Origin of the sequence: Oliverpabstia intestinalis, from assembly GCF_009696065.1 — a bacterium.
Classification (GTDB): domain Bacteria; phylum Bacillota; class Clostridia; order Lachnospirales; family Lachnospiraceae; genus Oliverpabstia; species Oliverpabstia intestinalis.
This window is the reverse complement of sequence record NZ_VUMS01000004.1, coordinates 32,000-52,435: the sequence shown is the minus strand read 5'-3', so window position 1 is coordinate 52,435 and position 20,436 is coordinate 32,000. Positions and strand designations below refer to the sequence as shown.

Below are 20,436 nucleotides of genomic sequence, written 5' to 3'. Positions count from 1 at the left end.
TAAAAGAAAATAAAAAGGAAAAGTATTTTGCATTTCTGTATATATACGCGTATAATAAGAATATAAAAGCAAAAACGTGATAAGATTCTGAAAATAAAAGAAAAGGAGGGGTTTTTATGAAGATAACATTTGTGGGTGCGACACATGAAGTTACAGGGAGCTGTTATTTTCTGGAAGCCGCCGGTAAAAAGTTTCTGGTAGATTGTGGAATGGAGCAGGGACCGGATAATTTTGAGAATATACCGATTCCTGTGCCGGCTTCGGAACTTGATTTTGTACTGCTGACACATGCACATATCGATCACTCCGGAAAACTTCCGGTTCTGTATGCGGAAGGCTTCCGGGGAAATATTTATACGACATATGCCACGGTAGATCTGTGTGAGATCATGCTTCGTGACAGTGCTCATATCCAGATGTTTGAGGCGGAATGGAGAAACAGAAAAGGACGGCGCTCCGGCAAGGAACCGGTACAGCCGCTGTATGATATGAACGATGCACAGGGAGCAATCTCTCATCTGGTGGGATGCCCATATCAGCAGATCCTGGAACTGGCTGACGGGATTCAGGTACGGTTCGTGGATGCCGGTCACCTGCTGGGTTCAGCAAGCATCGAACTGTGGCTGAAAGAAGACGATACAGAACGGAAAATCGTATTTTCCGGTGACATCGGTAATAAGGATCAACCGTTAATTAAGAATCCAACGTATCTGCAATCTGCAGATTATGTGGTGATGGAGTCTACCTACGGTGACCGCAGCCATGGTCCACGGGCCAGCTATGAAGATGAGCTGGCAAGAGTGATCCAGAGAACCTTCGACCGGGGAGGGAATGTGGTGATCCCTTCGTTTGCAGTGGGAAGAACACAGGAGATGCTTTATTTTATCCGTAAGATCAAGGCAGATCATATGATACAGGGACACGATGGTTTCCCGGTGTTTGTGGACAGTCCGCTGGCAGTAGGAGCAACTACTATATTTAATGAACATCACAAAGACTGTTTTGATGAAGAGGCGATGGAGCTGGTCAATAAAGGAATCAATCCGATCACGTTCCCGGGACTGAAACTTTCCATCACCAGTGAAGAATCCAAATCCATCAACTTTGATGACCGCCCGAAGGTCATTATCTCGGCCAGTGGTATGTGCGATGCCGGTCGGATCAAGCATCACCTGAAACACAATCTGTGGCGACCGGAATGTACGGTTCTGTTTGTGGGATATCAGGCAATCGGTACACCGGGGCGTGCGCTGGTGGAAGGAGCGAAAGAGATCAAACTGTTCGGGGAAGAGATTCAGGTCAATGCAGAGATCAAAGTTCTGCCTGGCGTCAGTGGTCATGCAGATAATGAGGGACTGATGGAGTGGGTGAAAGCTTTCGAAGAGAAGCCAAAACAGGTATTTGTGTGCCATGGAGAAGATACTTCCTGTCAGGTACTGACCGGAAGACTGGAAGATGAACTTCATTATACGGCGATGGCACCGTACAGCGGAACTGTTTACGATCTGAAAGAAGCAGCATTCATCAGCTGTCCGGAAGGTGTGTTCATCCGCAAGCAGGAGACAAAACCGCAGTCGAAAGGTTCCGGTGTATATCAGCGGCTGGTTGCAGCCGGTCAGCGGCTTCTTACGGTGATCCGTCATAACGAAGGCGGAGCAAACAAAGACCTTGCGAAACTGACCAGCCAGATCAATAATCTTTGTGATAAGTGGGACAGATAGTTTTACGAACAGCTGTATCAAAAATAAAAAGTGCCCCTGTCAAAAGATCGGCATGTCTGGCAGAGATCTGTCTGTTATGTCGGCCTTTTGACAGGGGCATTGTGTTACGTATGTGCAAAGAACAGGATATGTTTTCTGATTACTGGTTCAGCGCTTCTTTCAGGGCTTTTGCAAGCTGATCCGGACATGAAGTGGATTTGAAACCACAGGTAGTTCCTTCCAGACGATTGATCACGTCCCGGGCATCCTGTCCTTCTACCAGAGCACCGATTCCTTTCAGGTTGCCGTTACATCCGCCGGTAAAACGAACATTGTATACTTTGCCGTCTTTCAGGTCGAAGTCGATCTGAGAAGAGCAGGTTCCTTTTGTCTTGTATGTCATGATAATTCCTCCTTTAATTTTACATGTACTTCCGAATCCGGTACATTTTAGATCTGCAAGTTATTATAACAAATATTACGTCTGATTTCCAGTAGGTGAATCGAAATGTTATAATTTGTCATAACAGCAAAACGGAAGGAAAAAGGTTGAGGAAAAAATGATGCTTTGTTATAATGAAGAGCAGGCAAAACTCCCGGGAAGCAGGAGAAGACCGGAATTACAGAGGATATGAGTACTTTTATAAAAAGTGTAACTGTTCAGTACTTTCACAGTTACGGACAAAAAAGAAACAGGAGAGAAAAGATGAAAAAAATCGGGATTATCGGAGCAATGGAGCTCGAAGTAGAAGAACTGAAAAGCCAGATGGAAGAAGTTTGTGTAAAAGAAAAAGCATCCATGGAATTCTATCAGGGTACATTAAATGGAAAAGAGGTTGTCGTAGTACGTTCCGGAATCGGTAAAGTAAATGCAGCGGTCTGCACACAGATTCTTGTGGATGATTTTCAGGCAGAAGCGGTGATCAATACCGGAATCGCCGGATCCCTGAAGGCAGAGATCAACATCGGTGATATTGTTGTGTCTACCGATGCTTTGCAGCATGATATGGATGCCAGAGAATTTGGCTATCCGAAGGGCCAGATTCCACAGATGAATGTATTTTCTTTTAAAGCAGATGAGACACTCCGTAAAGTAGCTGTAGAATGCTGTAAGAAAGCGAACCCGGATATTCAGGTGATTGAAGGAAGAGTGGTCAGCGGTGACCAGTTTGTGGCAAGCAGTGAAGTGAAGGATGAACTGATCCGTGAATTTGCAGGAAGCTGTACTGAGATGGAAGGAGCAGCTATCGCTCAGGCGGCCTACTTAAACCATGTTCCGTTTGTTGTTCTGCGTGCCATTTCTGATAAAGCGGATAACAGTGCAACCATGGATTATCCGACATTTGAAAAAGCGGCGGCACGTCACTGTGCGAATCTCGTGAAAGAGATGGTAAAAGCACTGTAAGAAAAGGATTTGTCATGGTAAAAACCTGTAAGAATTTGACGAACGATTTTAGTTTCAAATCAGGTATGTGGAGGATATAATATTTCCAGAACATCGTTTTGCAAATGCATGACTTCCGGATCCGGCGATCGGGGGTGCGGGATGGACAGGCATTTGCGGAAGGATGTGAAAAGTGACTGCCAATTCAGTATTGAAATAAGGGGGTACGGAAATGCTGCATATTTGGATGGAACGAAATGTGTTGTTTTACGGGATGATCGGAGCGGGAATTCTTGGAATCCTGTGTATGTTTATGGTCGACCGTTTCTACGGCAGAGCCATACGGGATGTACGCAGGATAACTGAACCGAAAGGAAAATGGACAAAAGAATTTTTGAACCAGTACCAGATGCGTCTGACGAAAGAGCAGGAGATCAATAATCCGGAGGCATTTGTGAGGACGCAGCTTGCCAGGGGAAAAACACTGGGAATCGGGATACAAAAGTGGAAGCAGGGAATCGGCTACAGCGCGGTTCTGTGCTTCCTTTTGATTCTGACGGCAGTCTATGGGACTTACCGCTATGAGCAGGCACAGCTGCTGCGTTACGAGTATGTACTGACCGGGGCGGGAATCTTCGCCCTGTTACTTCTGATGAAGCAATTTATGGGCTTTATGAATAAAGAAGATATGATTCTTGATGGTCTTCTGGACTATATGGAAAATACCCTGCCCGCCAGAAAACCGGTGCCGGATGAGCAGGCACTGAAAGAGCAGACCAGAGAGGAGCTGATCGATAAAGTAACAGAGGGGATCCGGCAGACGGCGGCAAGTGAGACAAAATTTTCTCATATGCTGACACCGGAGGAAGAGCATATTATGCGGGAGGTGATTCGCGAATATCTGATCTGAGCAGAGCGTTAACTTGTTATTCTCATAAAGCAGGCAGACACTAGCATGCGGTGTCTGCCTGCTTTCCATACAAACTACTCTTCAATCACTTCAATTTCCAGATAATCAAAATCGATCGTCTCAATAAAATTATCGGAGGTAAACCGGGTTTTATCGTGGCGTTTAAAATCCATAATATTATTGTCCAGCCAGATCGGTTTGCTCAGATCCCAGAGGTAACAGATCTCTTCGAGAGACTGGAAGATCTTATGGGTTCTCGTGTCATCAGTATCGTTGCAGATCACGGTGTCTTTCATCATGTGATTATCGGTCCATATTTTTCCCCATAAACGAAACATTGTTGGAGTCTCCTTTCCCAAAACAAAAACAGTGAACTAAGTATATCGGAAAATTCTCTTTCTGTAAAGAAAAGAAAACTATTGCGGTTGCTGAGCACGGAGTGAACAGTAACACGACTTCAGCTGTAAGATGTTTGTAAGTTTCGTTTGATGCAAAGATGTGATATGATAAAATCGTATGTAAAACAGAAATTTAAAATATCTTAAGATTTTCCCTATCCTGAAAACAAGATTTCCCTGATAAACTGACAGCGTAAAAGGAAAGAGGAAGAAGAAATGAGGTGAAGAAATGTTCAATATTCTTGTGTGCGACGATGATAAAGAGATTGTGGATGCCATTGATATTTATCTGTCACAGGAAGGATATCACATTTTAAAGGCGTACGATGGACTGCAGGCCATCGAAATCATGAAAAAAGAAGAAGTGCATCTGATCCTTCTGGATATTATGATGCCGAATCTGGATGGGATCCGGGCTACGCGTAAGATCCGGGAGACCAGCAGTGTGCCGATTATCATGTTATCTGCCAAATCAGAGGATGTGGATAAGATCCTTGGGCTGAACATCGGTGCAGACGACTATATTACAAAACCATTTAACCCTCTGGAACTGATCGCCAGAGTCAAATCTCAACTGAGAAGATATACTCAGCTTGGAAATCTGGCGACAGAAGAAAAAGAAGCGGTATACGTATGTGGCGGTCTGGTGGTCAACGATGATCTGAAAACTGTTACGGTGGACGGGGAGCCGGTAAAATTAACCCCGATCGAGTATAATATTTTAGTGCTGTTAATTAAAAATCAGGGAAAAGTTTTTTCTATTGAACAGATTTATGAAAATATCTGGAACGAAGAGGCGATTGGAGCGGACAACACAGTAGCCGTACATATCCGGCATATCCGTGAAAAAATCGAGATCAATCCGAGAGAACCACGCTATCTGAAAGTAGTCTGGGGAATCGGCTATAAGATAGAAAAGATGTAACCCTCCGTGGGAGGCTGCAAAATGGAAGAGAAAAAACAAAGAAACAAATTTTATTCTGCCTGGGCAAAGGGAATCGTGATCGCGTTGTTTCTGACAGCGGTTGCCTGCTTTTCCGTCTTTGCCATGATCTTTGGCGGTCTGATGCGCCAGGGCTTCAGCTGGGAAGAGCTGACAAGCAATTATAACAACGGGAAAAATTATCTGGAGACTCAGGATTGTGGACAACGGATGGCTTCACAGGTAAATAAAGTCCGTAACGCACTGAGTGACGGAAAGCCGTTTTTAACAAAAGGAAAACTGGATAAGACCAAGCTGGTGGATATTACGAGACTGGATGCAAAAACCAGCCAACAGAATCCGGCAACTACCTATACCGTAGAAAATCTTCTGGAACTGAAGGATAATGGTCTTTGGGATGAGTTTCAGGATGCAATCTGGAATGCGGGCAATGGCTTTTATGAAGATTACTACGAAGATGATGAGGAATTCGAAGTAGATGGTGAATATGACGAAGACGACGAGGAGCCTACAAGCACCGCTGAGGATGTAGATATCAGTGATTACACACCTCGTTTCCGTTATCTTTACAACTATGCAAGAGATTTTGAAACCGCACTTCCGGAATCCGGAGAGACGCTGGCGGAATATGCCAGAACCAATCCGAAAAAGGTATCTCTGTTTGAGCTGTATCAGCAATTATCGAATGCCATTGATCAGCTGATCTCGTACCAGTCTGCAATCAAGATGGATGATAAGACCAACGTGATCTTCATGGTGCAGAATCTGGATAACAAGACAGTATATACCAATGTGTCAGAATGGGCAGATGGGAATGTAGATCCGAAAAGTCTGGAAGATCTGATGGAAGATGTGCCGGTATTTGTAGCAGAAAGAGAAGACGGAAAACTGAAAGATGTATCTGACAATGGCACAGATGCCGGAAAGTGGATCTATAATTATTTTCAAAATGATCCCGTAACCGGAAAAAATGAGAAAATCATAGTTTCTGTAGATGTATCATTTCCTTATTCCGATGAGATCTCCGCTGCGTACGTATCTTATGAAAATTACGCAGGCTGGGGCAATGGGCTGGTAGTCGGCATGCTTATCAGTTTTGTTGCCGGTATCCTGTTTCTGCTTATCATTACTCTGCAAAGCGGTCTGGTATGCCGGGACAGAGAAGTGCATACCATGCCCGCAGATCGTATCCCTGCCGAGGTGATGCTTGCGATCTGTGGTATGGCACTGATCGGTATGGTCGGTATAGCGGGATTAGGGCTGACAGCAAGCGGCAATCCTACAGACGGCTTTTGGCTTACCGTTATAACTACCGGGGAAATTCTTGGTGCGGCGGTATTTCTTGGGGCGTATCTCAGTGTGATCCGCCGTTGGAAAGCAAAGAAGCTGTGGAGATCCAGTTTTTGTTATACCATCGTGAAAAGCTGTAAGAAAGTATATATGGCACGTACAACTTCCGGTCGGATGATAGTGGCATTTGTCGGACTGGTGTTAATGAACTATCTGCTGGCAGCTCTTTTCGGCGGATTCGGTCTGATCCTGCTGTTTTTGGCAGACGGTGTGGTTCTTTTATATATGATCCGGGAAAATGCAGGACGTCAGGTGATCTATGATGGCCTTGCAAGGCTGGCAAGCGGTCAGCTGGATTATAAGATCGATGAGAAAGATCTGACGGGTGATAACCGCCAGATGGCTGCGGCTGTCAATCGTGTAGGCGAAGGCCTGCAAAATGCAGTGAAGGAAACGTTGAAAAGTGAAAGACTGAAAGCGGATCTTATCACCAATGTATCTCATGATATCAAGACACCGCTTACTTCTATTATCAATTATGTAGATCTTCTGAAGAGAGAGGATATCCAGGATCCGAAGATCCGGGGCTATATCGAAGTGCTGGATAACAAATCCAAACGGCTGAAACAGCTGACAGAGGACCTGGTGGAGGCGTCGAAAGTCAGCTCCGGTAATGTGGTGCTGGATATGAAACCTATCCGCTTCGGAGAACTGATCCGACAGACAAATGGGGAGTTTGAGGAGAAGTTTGCAGCCAGGGGACTGCAGATGGTCTGCAAGATGGATGAGGAGCCACTGGTGATCATGGCAGATGGCCGCCGGATGTGGCGTGTTGTGGAGAATCTTTATAATAATATCGCCAAGTATGCCATGCCGAATACGAGGGTGTACGTGGAGGCGAGAAGGGTCGGCTGCAGAGTCGTGCTGGAGATCAAGAATATCTCGGAAAACCCGTTGAATATCAAGGCGGAGGAACTGACGGAGCGTTTTATCCGTGGGGATGTGTCGAGAAGCACGGAAGGAAGCGGACTGGGCTTGTCGATCGCCAAGAACCTTGTGGGATTGCAGGGGGGAACCTTTGATATTTACCTGGATGGGGATTTGTTTAAGGTTGTGATTACGTTTGAGGCGGTGGATAAAGAGAGTTAGATAAGGGGTAGGTAAGAGTCATATAAGGAGGACGCGTCAGGCTCCCGGTGGGTGTGTATGGGCAACGTGGGCAGGGCAACTTTGAGCTAGCCGCCCACAAAGTGTTGCCCATACATACCCGCCGGGAGCCTGACGCTGACTTTGGCGGATAGCTGCTTGTATGAGCTGAACGGATCCTATAATTGTAGTGCAGTTGAGCAGGAAGCAGGGAAGGCACCGTTACAGAATCCTAGAGCGTGGCTGAAGAATCATTTCCGTAAACTGGAACTCGCAGTTCACTCTTGTTTATTGGAGAGGTGAATGATGAGTGGAATGTTAAAATGTATAGTCTAATAAAAAAACGTGTGATCGGTAAATCGTAAATAATTACCGGTCACACGTTTTTTTTTGCGGTTTTGAGATTAGTGAGTTTCGTCCTCGCTCTCCTTTTCGTCCTCCTTCGGCAGTTCTGTCGGGTGCAGGTTGGAGAATATGCTGGTGTCGATGGCTTTTTCTTCGCCGTTTTCTTCGGTATCTTTTCCGGCATCCTCAGGAATGTAGTTGTCGAAGAGTTTTACAAAGAAGCGGGAGTTGATATATGCCACGGTGGCGAATCCTAGCATGATGTAGAACAGGATCATGAATGGAAAGGCCTGTGCAACAAATATTCCAAGCAATACAGGTGCCGCAGTGATCACCATCATCAGTATGGTATACGGAAGATGGCGGATGGACATCAGAATGGAATTGCGAAACAGATTTTTGGTGGTGTTGAAGAACTTTGCAAGTACCGGGTAGATCCATAAAAACAGCATGGTGTAGACAAACAGTGCTGCTACAAATATATAGGAAAAGATCCGATATACAGCTCCCTGACCGGACATCATCCGGCAGAAGTACAGATCGAATGCCAGGACGATACCAAGCAGCAGCATAATGATCTGAATGACAATTCCCTGTTTCAGGTTCTGCTTAAAGGAATGGAAGAATCCTTTTACCACATAAGATTCTTCGTTGCGTGCCATCTTCAACGTGATGTAATACATGGCCGCGATCGACGGTCCCGCAGTAACCACCGGGATACAGCAGACAATACATAAGAGATTCAAGATCATGAGATCAGCGACCCTGCCCATGAAGGAGAAAAACTTGTTGTCCGGATTAAAGATGTTGTTCATAGCAAATTGCCTCTTTTCTTCGGTTTTCCGTAACTGTTCAGTACTTTCTCAGTTACAGTTTTTCTTAATAGCGATATACGCAATGATTGTCATCAGTATAGCGAATTCAATACTAAAAAGCAAGGAAAAAGGGGGATGAAAGTATTAAAAAAGTATAATCAAAAAACGGTTCGTCAAAGTGACCATGAAAGGATGAAAAAATTGGTCAAAATGCCATAAAGGAGCGGAATCCAAAAAATCAACACACATTTGTTACAAGGTCATGGTAGAAACTTTGTATAATTCGGTTATGGTCAAAAAGGGGTCTATCCGATATACTAAGTACAGTCGCAAGGCATGGTGCCTTGGAAAAACGAACATTACTTAATTTGACTAGTAGGAGGAATTAATTATGGCAAGTTTATCATTACAGCACATTAACAAGACATATCCGAACGGATTTGAAGCTGTTAAAGATTTCAACCTGGAAATTGCTGACAAAGAGTTCATCATCTTCGTAGGACCATCCGGATGTGGTAAATCTACTACACTTCGTATGATCGCTGGTCTGGAAGAAATCAGTGGTGGTACACTGAAGATCGGTGATAAAGTAGTAAATGACGTAGAACCAAAAGACAGAGATATCGCAATGGTGTTCCAGAACTACGCTCTGTATCCTCATATGACAGTATATGATAACATGGCATTTGGTCTGAAACTGAGAAAAGTTCCGAAAGATCAGATCGATAAAATGGTTAAAGAAGCAGCTAAGATCCTGGATCTGGAAAAACTGTTAGACCGTAAACCGAAAGCTCTGTCCGGTGGTCAGAGACAGCGTGTAGCTATGGGACGTGCTATCGTACGTGATCCTAAAGTATTCCTGATGGATGAGCCTCTGTCAAACCTGGATGCTAAACTGCGTGTACAGATGAGAACAGAGATCTCCAAACTGCATGAGAGACTGGGTGCTACTATTATCTACGTAACACATGACCAGACAGAAGCTATGACACTGGGTACCAGAATCGTAGTTATGAAAGATGGTGTTGTTCAGCAGGTAGATACACCTCAGAACCTGTACAATGCTCCAGGAAACCTGTTTGTAGCCGGATTCATCGGATCTCCTCAGATGAACTTCCTGGATGCAACTGTAAAAGTTAACGGAAAAGACGTTACTCTGCAGGTTGGTAACTACAGCCTGAAACTGCCGGAAAACAAAGCAAAAGCTCTGATCGATGGCGGATATGATGGAAAAACTGTTGTTATGGGTATCCGTCCGGAGAACGTAACAGACGATGCTACAGCTTTCCCGGAAAGCACAGTAGAAGCTAAGATTAACGTATACGAGCTGCTGGGTGCAGAAGTATTCCTGTACTTCGATGTTGAAGGCTTCAACATGACAGCCCGTGTAGATCCTCATACAACATCCAGAACAGGTGATACCGTAAAATTCGGTCTGGATATGTCCAAAGTTCATGTATTCGACAAAGAAACAGAACTGACAATCACCAACTAGTCAAAAGTAAACATATATGGTGCCGATTCCTTCGGGAGTCGGCACTTTTTACTTTAGTAAACTATTGCATTGATTTGTTGCAATTTCATGGAAAATACGATATTATGTAACTATTCGAGTGACTGCAAAGATACTGAACAGTTACCTGTTGAGAATCTATATCTGCAGATTTCTGGCAGTACCGGCAGATCCGGGAAACAGAAAAACGATAACAGATAAGCAAAAATGAGAGGATGTGAGCATTTGGTTTCAAGTCAGGTTTTACAAAAGACAATTGATGAACTTCGAGCAATCACCAGAATCGATCTGTGTGTGCTGAGTCTGGAAGGACAGAAAGTGGCTTCAACCTTCAGCGAAGAGGGGTTTGAGCCAGAATATGTAAGAGAATTTGTGAAATCACCGGCAGACAGTCAGGTATTGCAGGCGTATCATTTCTTTAAAATATACGATGATCAGAATGTGGAATATGTTCTGGTGACAAGCGGCGGAAGCGAAGATGCATACATGATCGGAAAGATCGCTGTATGTGAGATTCAGAATCTGATCGTTGCCTATAAGGAGCGCCTGGATAAGAATAATTTTATCCAGAACCTGCTTCTGGATAACCTTCTTCTGGTGGATATCTACAATCGTGCGAAAAAACTCCGGATCGATACAGAGGCGAGAAGAGTTGTATTTATTGTAGAGACAAAATACGAGAAAGACAACAGTGCGATGGAGACGATCAAGAGTCTGTACGCATCAAAACCGAAGGATTATATCACAGCAATCGATGAGAAAAATATTATCATTGTAAAAGAGGTCAAGGAAGCGGACACTTATGAGGAGTTGGATCACGTTGCAAAAACGCTGGTAGATATGCTGAATGTAGAAGCCATGTCACAGGTTCGCGTATCTTACGGAAATATCATCCATGAGATCAAGGATGTTTCCCGTTCTTATAAAGAAGCAAAGATGGCACTGGAAGTAGGAAAGATCTTCTATGCGGATAAGATAATCGTTCCATATAATAACCTGGGTATCGGTCGTCTGATCTATCAGCTGCCGATTCCGCTGTGCCAGATGTTCATGAAAGAAGTATTCGGCGAACAGTTGCCGGACACCTTTGATGAGGAGACGGTGACAACCATTAACAAATTCTTTGAAAATAACCTGAATGTCTCTGAGACATCCAGGCAGCTGTATGTGCATCGTAACACGCTGGTATATCGTCTGGAGAAACTGCAGAAGAGTACCGGACTGGATATTCGTGTGTTTGACGATGCCCTTACCTTCAAAATCGCCATGATGGTAGTAAGCTACATGAAATACATGGAAACTCAGGATTAACCGATCAATAGGAGGATTATGATGATTCAATTACTGGAAGGCGGTACCTACCTGGTCAATGGGACCGAACTGGTAGAACCGGCAAAAGCAGCAGCACAGGGACTTCCTGCGCCGGAAGAAGCAGCAAAACAGACCATGGCCTACAACATATTAAGAGACCATAATACGTCTGGAAACATGGAAAAACTTCAGATCAAATTTGACAAGCTGACATCCCATGATATCACTTTCGTAGGAATTATTCAGACAGCAAGAGCCTCAGGACTGGAAAAGTTTCCGGTACCGTATGTACTGACCAACTGCCACAACTCTCTGTGTGCTGTTGGAGGAACCATCAACGAAGATGACCATATGTTTGGCCTTACCTGTGCGAAAAAATACGGTGGTGTCTATGTTCCGCCTCATCAGGCAGTTATTCATCAGTTTGCAAGAGAGATGCTTGCCGGCGGTGGCAAGATGATCCTGGGATCTGACAGCCATACCAGATATGGCGCACTGGGTACCATGGCTATGGGCGAAGGAGGACCGGAACTGGTAAAACAGCTGCTGTCCAAAACGTATGATATCAATATGCCTGGTGTTGTTGGCGTATATATGACCGGAGCACCGATTCCCGGTGTGGGTCCTCAGGATGTGGCGCTGGCAATCATCGGAGCTGTATTTAAAAATGGTTTTGTAAAGAATAAAGTCATGGAATTCGTAGGACCGGGTGTGTCAAACTTAAGTGCAGATTTTAGAATCGGTGTGGATGTTATGACTACAGAGACTACCTGTCTATCCTCTATCTGGAGAACCGATGATAAGATCGAAGAGTTCTATGCGATCCACGGCAGAAGCGAAGATTATAAAGAACTGAATCCGGGACCGGTTGCATATTATGATGGTATGCTGGTGGTAGAACTGGACAAGATCCGTCCGATGATCGCCATGCCATTCCACCCGAGCAATACTTACACCATTGATGAGTTAAATGCCAACTTGATGGACATTCTGGATGACGTGGAGAAAAAAGCACAGATCAGCCTGGATGGAAAGATTGATTTCACACTGAAAGATAAGGTACGCGATGGAAAACTGTATGTGGAACAGGGAATTATCGCAGGATGTGCCGGTGGTGGATTTGAGAACATCTGTGCAGCCGCAGATATTCTGAAAGGTGCAAGCATCGGAGCAGACGCATTCACACTGAGTGTTTATCCGGCAAGTACACCGATTTATATGGAACTTGCAAAGAACGGAACACTGGCAACTCTCATTGAGACAGGTGCCATTGTCAAAACAGCATTCTGCGGTCCGTGCTTTGGCGCTGGTGATACACCGGCAAATAATGCTTTCAGTATCCGCCATTCTACAAGAAACTTCCCGAATCGTGAAGGTTCCAAGATCCAGAATGGACAGATCTCTTCCGTAGCTCTGATGGATGCACGTTCTATCGCGGCGACCGCAGCAAACAAGGGACGCCTCACTCCGGCTACTGAATATGCGGGAACATACAGCAATCCGAAATATTACTTTGACGGAACCATCTATAAAAACAGAGTATTCGACAGTAAGGGTGTTGCGGATCCGTCTGTGGAGATTCAGTTCGGACCGAACATCAAAGACTGGCCACAGATGCCTGCACTGGCTGAGAACCTGATCCTGAAAGTCGTATCTGAGATTCACGATCCGGTTACTACAACGGATGAACTGATTCCGTCCGGCGAGACTTCTTCTTTCCGTTCCAATCCACTGGGACTGGCAGAATTTACCCTGTCCAGAAAAGACCCGGCTTATGTGGGACGTGCCAAAGAAGTCCAGGTAGCAGAAAAAGCCATCCAGAACGGTGAATGTCCGGCAGAAGCACTTCCTGAACTGAAACCGGTATTCGAAGCTGTTCATACAAAGTACCCACAGGTGGATAAGACCAATGTTGGTGTCGGTTCTACCATCTTTGCCGTAAAACCGGGTGACGGTTCCGCGCGGGAACAGGCTGCATCCTGCCAGAAAGTTCTTGGCGGATGGGCAAACATTGCCAATGAATATGCAACAAAACGTTATCGTTCCAACCTGATCAACTGGGGTATGCTGCCATTCCTGATTCCGGAAGGAGATCTGCCGTTTGCCAATGGCGATTATCTCTTTATCCCGGATGTACGGAAAGCAGTGGAAGAAAAATGGGACAGCATCACCGCTTATAAAGTGGGAGAAGAACTGACACCGTTTACCCTGACGCTGGGCGAACTGACCGACGATGAATGTGAGATCATCCTGAAAGGTTGTCTGATCAACTACTATAGAAATGAAAGAAACATTCAGTAGGCAGTATTTACCATCACCGAAGGTGACACGGAAAACTGAATAAACGAGAAAAGCCGAATCCCGGAGCAGATGTACACCGGGGATCCGGCTTTTTATGTGGGAAAACCTTTATCGAAGATACATGAGTATTGTTGGTCTTGAAGCAATTGTATAAACAATTATAATAAAAATGAATATATAGACAGTATAAACAGAAATATTAAAAATATAATAAAAAAATATAAGAAAAATCTTTAAAAAGTGTTGACAAATATGAATCTGTCTGTTATTATAAACTCAACAAAAAACAAAACACCTTATCAAACATCAACACCCCATTTTCTATGAAAGAGACGAGAAATCTTCATAAGAAGAATGGAAAAGGAACTGATAAAAAAATAGAATCCGAAAGATGCTAATTAAGAAAGTTAATTGAATCGGATTTCCGGAAGGTTTGGGAGGTAAGATCAGAACGTGAGGTAACAGATCTTATTCAAACGTGGAAAGAAATCAAAAACAATGTTTTCTTAAATCAGAACAAAAGGATCTGTATTTTTTATCAGGATGGAAAAGATAAGAACCCAAAAAAGAAAAGGAGGATAAAGCCGTTGTACTAAGAACATAAACTTATCATTGTAAGCGTGGTAAGAGCAAGCATTCCCCGCACAGAAAGACCTTTTATGAAGAATGAAAAAAGAAAAAAAGATGCCAGATCAGAGCATACAGATTAGATAAAAGGTAACAAGAGCTTCTCCTTACAGTGAATACATTACCACAAAAATAATAGAAAAGATTTTAAAAGATGTGTAAAGAAACATTTTTTAAAAGAATATGAGTTCACTGAATAGACCTATATAGAAACCAAAATAGTAATTATTCGGAACGAAGAGAAAAGTAAAATGCAAAGGCTATATCCGATAGCAGGTGTATTTGAAAGAGATCTTAAAAAAGATATAATGAAAAACGTTCTGTATAGCATAGGAAAGTGAATATCCATATTTTGAAAAATTTATAAACGTCAATTATAAATTTGAAGCTGGCTATTATTCTTTATATAGATATAACATTTCTAAGTAAGTAAACGAAAAAACTTACGAGCAGGGAAGAAAGAGAAAATCAGTTTATATAGATAAAATTGAATAGGAACTCTGAAAAAACATTCCTACATAAAAAAGTATATAAAATATCCTGAAAAAGTAAAGAAAACAACCGAAAGAAAAATAAAAAAATAAAAGAAAGAGAAAAAGAGGTTTAGACAATTGAATAAAGAAGATCATTAGAACAGCCGTTATGTCGATTAAGATGAGATGTAGCGGCTGTTCGTATTTGTGTAATGAAATAGCGAAACAATGGAGGAAAGAGAAAAGCCGTGGAACAGGGTTTTTCACATTGTAGAAAAGGAAAATTGCGTTTATAATAAAAGTCTGTGGATATTTGTGAAAGAGAAAAATGTCCGGATATGGATCGGATATCGGAAAAGACATATCCGAGAACAGAGAAATAAGGAATGGAGCAGAGTGATGGTAAGATGGTCGGCAGATGATATCATATATGAAGATGAACAGATTCTTGTGTGCAGGAAACACAGTGGGATGGCGGTGCAGAGTGCGCGGGTCGGTCAGATGGATCTGGAGAGTGAATTGAGAAATTACAGGAATGGAAATTATATTGGGATTGTACAACGGCTGGATCAGCCGGTAGAGGGCGTTCTGGTTTTCGGAAAGACGCCGCAGGCTACGGCATGGTTAAATAAACAGCATCAGAATGGTATGATGAAAAAAGAGTATCTGGCTGTTTTTACAGGCACACCAGTAAAAGAAAAGCAGGGTATCTGGGAGGATTATCTTATAAAAGACGGAAAAACCAATACTTCACGGGTGACGGGTAAAAAGGATCGGATGGCAAAAAAAGCTGTACTGTGGTACAGAATTATGGACTGGAGAGATGACAGAGGACTGGCAGAGATCCAGCTGGGAACCGGCCGGCATCATCAGATTCGTGTGCAGATGGCGCATCATGGGATGCCGCTGTGGGCAGACGGAAAATATAAGAAAAAAGAAGAGATGCTGGAAGCAGAACAGGGAACAGCCATTGGTCTGTGTGCCTGGCGCCTGGAATTTGCACATCCAAAGACCGGGAAAAAAATGAAATTTGAAGTACAGCCGGAAGGTGCATGTTTCCAGGAATTTTCAGAAGCAATAAAACCGTAAAAATTATTTGATGATGAATTTAAAAAATTAGACACAAAAAAATCAAGAAAAACTTAAAGAACGCCTATGGACTATTTTGAATGGTCATGTATAATAGAGACGATGTGAAAACTTTCGCGTATCCGGTGAAAAAAGTATCTGTGCAGGTACAAAACAGTTATGTGCCGGAAGCATATTACATAAGGGGAATATAAGATGAGAAGAAAGATAGGAAGAATATTAGCCCCTGTCATGGCAGCTATGCTGGTATTTGGCGGGTGTGGAAATAAGACATCAGACCGGGTGACAGAAAATCAGACCCATAAAACAGAGGATGAAAGTAACGAGCCGGTGGAAAAAGAATCGGCAGAAGATGAAGATGAACTGAAAGAAGAAAATCAGGAAGAAGAGAATACACAAGATCAGGAAACAGATGTTGAGGAAGAGGAGGAAAAGGCAGAGATTCCGGAAGAGAGCACCCTGGATATTGATTATACATCGGTGGATGGTCTGCGCATGGAAAAAGGCAGCAGGATCTCTGTGGTGATTAAAAATACAGAGTCCGATTACTGGAAAGCGGCAAAAAAAGGAATGGAGCAGGCGGTTTCTGATCTGAATGAATATCTGGGATACAAAGGTGATGATGCGATCACCTGTACCATCGAGGGTCCAAAGGATGAAAACGGTGTCGATGAACAGGTGAATATTCTGGATATGGTACTGACGGAGAATCCGGTGGTGGTATGTCTGTCAGCAGTTGATATGAGTTCCTGTGAGGCACAGCTGGAGGCGGCACAGGAAGACGGAATTCCGGTTGTCATGCTGGATTCCGGTGTGAAGAACGATGACGATCTGGTTTATGCATACTGTGGAACAGATAATAAGGCAGCAGGCGAAGAGGCGGCAAAACAGTTGTGTGAAGCGATCAAAGATGCGGGTGAGGTGGCAGTGATGTCCCATACTCAGCTTTCCCAGAGCAGCAAAGACCGCGTGGAAGGTTTTCAGGAAGAGATCACAAAGAATCATCCGAATGTCAGTGTCGTCAGCGTGGATTATCAGCCGTCCAAGGACGATGATCCGACCGAGGAAGAATCGATTGAGGCAGTGCTGGAAAAATATCCGGATCTGAAAGGATATTATGCGACAAATCAGGCGACCAGTGAGGCAGTACTTTCTGTTCTGGACAAATATGCCGACCGTTCTGTTCAGATGATCGGTGTTGATATGGGGGATACCCAGAAAAAAGCGATCGAGGATGGAAAAGAAGTCGGAAGTGTATGCCAGAACCCGTATGGTATGGGATATGCAACCATTGTGGCAGGTGCGAGAGCTTCACTGGGTCTGGAGAGTGACAAAAAAATCGATTCCGGTTTTCAATGGATCGATAAGAATACGATTGGTCTGGAAGAGTACGCAAGATATTTGTATTAAGAGGTGGCACTGCTGTATATCGTGAAAGTTCTTAAGATGCGGCGGTGACGGAGAAAACAGAAACAAAGTTCAGAAAAAAGATGCGGGTATGGAGTTTGCCCGCATTTTCTGTATAAAGGGTGCGAAAAAATGACGATGGAATACAAATCAAACTATGAGAAAGTGACAGAAGACTGGAAAAAACGTTTTCTGGATATGGATCAGGAACGGCTGATCGAACGTTTTCAATTAAACCATGACGGACAGTGGCTGTACCTTCGCTATCTGGGGCAGCAGCTGAAGCTATCGCGTACATCAGGAAAGGTTCTGTTTGCAGACAGAGAAGAAATACCGGAATTTGATACGGTTATTACGGTATATAATATGTTTTACTATGCAAAAGAGCATCCGGCAGCATCCGGGGAACTGGTTCCTTTTCGCCTGGTGAAACGGGTGTATCCTTTTGAACGTGCCTATCAGAAACAGATTCTGGAACCATTCGCCAGAGTATTTTCCGGGCATGTGAAAGAACTGCGGGAAGCGTGTGAAAAACTGGGTGGTACAAAACTGCCACAGGGAGATGCGGGTTATCGGATCCCGGTATATCCGTATTTTGATATGGCGGTGTTGTTCTGGGACAGAGACGATGAGTTTGAGGCACAGGGAAATATGCTGTTTGATTCTAATATCACGGATTTTGTCCATGAAGAGAACGTGGTGTGTATTGCAGCGGATGCAGTAAGATATCTGTCCAGGGCAGCGGGCCTGGAAGAAATGAAGATTTATGCGGGATAATAAATAAAGAAAAGATATACCGGAAGAGATAAGGAGGGTAATATGAAGATTCGGGCGATGCAGCTGAAAGATATGGAAGAAGTGGTTGGGATGATGCGGGTATTTTATGATTCTCCTGCGGTGATCCATGCAGCACCGGACGAGATTCTGAGACAGGATGTAAAAGACTGCGTGGGAGATTGCCCGTATATTGAGGGATATATTTTTGAAGAAAATGACAGAATCCTTGGATACAGCATGGTGGCGAAAAGCTATTCTACGGAATATGGTGGTATATGTGTCTGGGTGGAAGATCTTTACATGAAAGAAGAAGCGAGAGGTCTGGGGATCGGAACTGCATTTTTCAGTTTCCTTGATGAAAAATACAAGGATCAGGCGGTACGATTCCGTCTCGAAGTGGAGGAAGAGAATGAGCGGGCGGTTGCTGTCTATAAGAAAGCAGGATATCATCCGTTGCCGTATATGCAGATGACAAAGGAACAGTAGAAGTGTAATTGACATTGAAAAACGAAAAGTAACTATTCAGTAGCCATTATCCCGCGAGGTGTTTTGGCATAAATATGCCAAAATCCCGAGACATACAAGCAAAAATGCCATCACCGAAGGTGATTTACGCGAGCAACGAGTCAAAGTCCGTGCTTGCACGGAACCTTGAGGAGTGCCGCGATAACGATAAAAACTCGCAAAGCGTGTTTTTATCGTTTAAATGCATTTTTGCTCGTAACTGTGAAGGTACTGAACAGTTACAACGAAAAAGCAAAAGAAAACGGGGACAGCAGCTGAAAATGATACTGTCTCCGTTTTTCTTTTATTATTTGATCAGTGCGGAAATTTCTCTGAATCTCGGATGCATGGATGTTTCCATCAGTTCAAAGAGAATTGCTTCGTAGCTGGTAACAACGGCGCCGGCCTGCGCCATCCGGCGGATAGCAGTCAGAAGATCAGAGGATTTTCGGGAAGAGACGCAGTCTGCAATCAGAAAAACCTCGTAACCCAGATGTAAAAGATCAAGTACGGTCTGTTCTACGCAAATATGCGCTTCTACTCCGCAGACGATTACCTGTTTTTTGTGGGAATCCTGAAGCGTCTTTCGGATAATCTCATCTCCGAGACAGCTGAATGTCCGTTTCTCCAGCCAGGAATCTGTCCCGGCTGCTTCAAAAAGAGAGGGGGCAGACATTCCCAGTCCTTTCGTGTACTGCTGGGTGATCAGAATGGGAATGTCCAGGAGACGGAGTCCTTTCAATAGCGTTTCTGTATGACGCAGAGTCTCTTCGCCGTTCTGTATGGCGGGAAGAAGACGTTCCTGTTCGTCGATGGCAAGGGCAATGGCATGTGGCAGCTTGATTTTCATAAAATATGTCCTCCAAAAGTTTACAGAGTAGGGATCATGCTTTTTAGGTTACTATAACATAAAAATACGGTGTTGCATATATTGAGAAAAAAGAAAGAGGTGGATAGCATGCGGTATGAGCAGCCGATTCCCTTTTACATGGCGTATCCATTCCTACTTCCTCTGGATCAGGAACAGGCACAGGAAAAGGATCTGCAGGTGATGAAGTCTTTTTACTCGCGCCGGGCAGCAAGAATACAGGAGAAGGCAGACCGGGAGTGTGACCGGATGGAATACGATGGCAGTATGATGTTTGATGAGTATCCGGACAAATTTATGATGGAACACCTTTGCAGGAAGATCGAACAGGAGGTGCTGAAAGAAGAGGAGGGGAATACGTCTGTACTTATAATAGAAGAGACCTGTCAGGGGGGACAGGGAAGCTGCGGAAACAGAAGAGAGGAAGAGGGACTCCGGGATCTGATCGGAGTGATCTTATTCAACGAGATGTTTCGCAGACGGAGCCGTCACAGAAGACAGAAAAGATTTTATTAACAGAACTTTAATACAAATATAAAATTTGGGTGTTGTGGTTTACAGTGAAAACCATTAGAATAAGAAGGTAAACAGGAAGGGAAAACCTGAAACTGTTTTCAGGAAAAACAAGTAGGAAT

The 20,436-nt window shown here is 43.9% G+C and carries 17 protein-coding genes; 13 read left to right on the top strand and 4 right to left on the bottom strand.

The annotated features are described in order from the left end of the window. The first annotated feature begins 116 nt into the window (after positions 1 to 116). Positions 117 to 1,721, top strand: coding sequence for an MBL fold metallo-hydrolase RNA specificity domain-containing protein (locus FYJ57_RS02755; protein ID WP_154431443.1), 1,605 nt, complete (start codon positions 117 to 119; stop codon positions 1,719 to 1,721). Positions 1,722 to 1,860: 139 nt separating this feature from the next. Here FYJ57_RS02755 and FYJ57_RS02750 read toward each other — a convergent pair whose 3' ends face one another. Beyond that, positions 1,861 to 2,103, bottom strand: coding sequence for a TIGR03905 family TSCPD domain-containing protein (locus tag FYJ57_RS02750; RefSeq protein ID WP_022171475.1), 243 nt, complete (start codon positions 2,101 to 2,103; stop codon positions 1,861 to 1,863). Between the two features lie 303 nt (positions 2,104 to 2,406). On the opposite strand from FYJ57_RS02750, the gene FYJ57_RS02745 reads away from it, so the two are divergent. Beyond that, positions 2,407 to 3,105: a 5'-methylthioadenosine/adenosylhomocysteine nucleosidase gene (locus tag FYJ57_RS02745; RefSeq protein WP_154431442.1), complete on the top strand. Its 699-nt coding sequence runs from the start codon at positions 2,407 to 2,409 to the stop codon at positions 3,103 to 3,105. Positions 3,106 to 3,316: 211 nt separating this feature from the next. After that, entirely contained in the window at positions 3,317 to 3,994 is a 678-nt protein-coding gene (locus tag FYJ57_RS02740; RefSeq protein WP_154431441.1) for a hypothetical protein, read from the top strand. Between the two features lie 74 nt (positions 3,995 to 4,068). Here the strand turns inward: FYJ57_RS02740 and FYJ57_RS02735 are convergent, their stop codons facing one another. Continuing rightward, positions 4,069 to 4,332 (bottom strand): hypothetical protein, encoded by a 264-nt coding sequence (locus tag FYJ57_RS02735; RefSeq protein ID WP_022171472.1) that lies wholly within the window; start codon positions 4,330 to 4,332, stop codon positions 4,069 to 4,071. A gap of 289 nt (positions 4,333 to 4,621) precedes the next feature. On the opposite strand from FYJ57_RS02735, the gene FYJ57_RS02730 reads away from it, so the two are divergent. Together FYJ57_RS02730 and FYJ57_RS02725 are read left to right on the top strand one after the other, a co-directional pair. Further along, positions 4,622 to 5,317, top strand: coding sequence for a response regulator transcription factor (locus tag FYJ57_RS02730; RefSeq protein ID WP_022171471.1), 696 nt, complete (start codon positions 4,622 to 4,624; stop codon positions 5,315 to 5,317). A gap of 21 nt (positions 5,318 to 5,338) precedes the next feature. Further along, positions 5,339 to 7,774, top strand: coding sequence for a histidine kinase dimerization/phospho-acceptor domain-containing protein (locus FYJ57_RS02725; RefSeq protein WP_154431440.1), 2,436 nt, complete (start codon positions 5,339 to 5,341; stop codon positions 7,772 to 7,774). 401 nt (positions 7,775 to 8,175) lie between these two features. On the opposite strand, the gene FYJ57_RS02720 is transcribed toward FYJ57_RS02725, so the two are convergent. Next, entirely contained in the window at positions 8,176 to 8,931 is a 756-nt protein-coding gene (locus FYJ57_RS02720; RefSeq protein ID WP_154431439.1) for a YesL family protein, read from the bottom strand. Between the two features lie 391 nt (positions 8,932 to 9,322). Here FYJ57_RS02720 and FYJ57_RS02715 point away from each other — a divergent pair, with 391 nt between their 5' ends. From FYJ57_RS02715 to FYJ57_RS02685, 7 genes are all read left to right on the top strand, one after another. After that, positions 9,323 to 10,426 (top strand): ABC transporter ATP-binding protein, encoded by a 1,104-nt coding sequence (locus FYJ57_RS02715; RefSeq protein ID WP_154431438.1) that lies wholly within the window; start codon positions 9,323 to 9,325, stop codon positions 10,424 to 10,426. Between the two features lie 243 nt (positions 10,427 to 10,669). After that, a complete protein-coding gene (locus FYJ57_RS02710; protein WP_154431437.1) occupies positions 10,670 to 11,755 on the top strand; it encodes a PucR family transcriptional regulator in 1,086 nt (361 codons plus the stop codon). Positions 11,756 to 11,776: 21 nt separating this feature from the next. Then, entirely contained in the window at positions 11,777 to 14,056 is a 2,280-nt protein-coding gene (locus FYJ57_RS02705) for a hydratase (protein WP_154431526.1), read from the top strand. Positions 14,057 to 15,555: 1,499 nt separating this feature from the next. Then, positions 15,556 to 16,245: an RluA family pseudouridine synthase gene (locus tag FYJ57_RS02700; protein ID WP_154431525.1), complete on the top strand. Its 690-nt coding sequence runs from the start codon at positions 15,556 to 15,558 to the stop codon at positions 16,243 to 16,245. A 195-nt stretch (positions 16,246 to 16,440) separates the two neighbouring features. Then, a complete protein-coding gene (locus tag FYJ57_RS02695; protein WP_154431436.1) occupies positions 16,441 to 17,655 on the top strand; it encodes an ABC transporter substrate-binding protein in 1,215 nt (404 codons plus the stop codon). 129 nt (positions 17,656 to 17,784) lie between these two features. After that, complete coding sequence (locus FYJ57_RS02690; RefSeq protein WP_154431435.1) at positions 17,785 to 18,429, top strand: DUF3786 domain-containing protein; 645 nt, start codon at positions 17,785 to 17,787, stop codon at positions 18,427 to 18,429. A 42-nt stretch (positions 18,430 to 18,471) separates the two neighbouring features. Further along, positions 18,472 to 18,915 carry a GNAT family N-acetyltransferase gene (locus FYJ57_RS02685; RefSeq protein ID WP_227337824.1) on the top strand — a complete coding sequence of 148 codons (444 nt, stop codon included), beginning with the start codon at positions 18,472 to 18,474 and terminating at the stop codon, positions 18,913 to 18,915. 325 nt (positions 18,916 to 19,240) lie between these two features. Here FYJ57_RS02685 and FYJ57_RS02680 read toward each other — a convergent pair whose 3' ends face one another. Then, a complete protein-coding gene (locus FYJ57_RS02680; protein ID WP_154431434.1) occupies positions 19,241 to 19,783 on the bottom strand; it encodes an isochorismatase family protein in 543 nt (180 codons plus the stop codon). Positions 19,784 to 19,891: 108 nt separating this feature from the next. Here FYJ57_RS02680 and FYJ57_RS02675 point away from each other — a divergent pair, with 108 nt between their 5' ends. Next, the gene (locus FYJ57_RS02675; RefSeq protein WP_022171459.1) at positions 19,892 to 20,317 is read left to right on the top strand and encodes a hypothetical protein; all 426 of its coding nucleotides are present in this window, start codon (positions 19,892 to 19,894) and stop codon (positions 20,315 to 20,317) included. Positions 20,318 to 20,436: the final 119 nt, after the last annotated feature.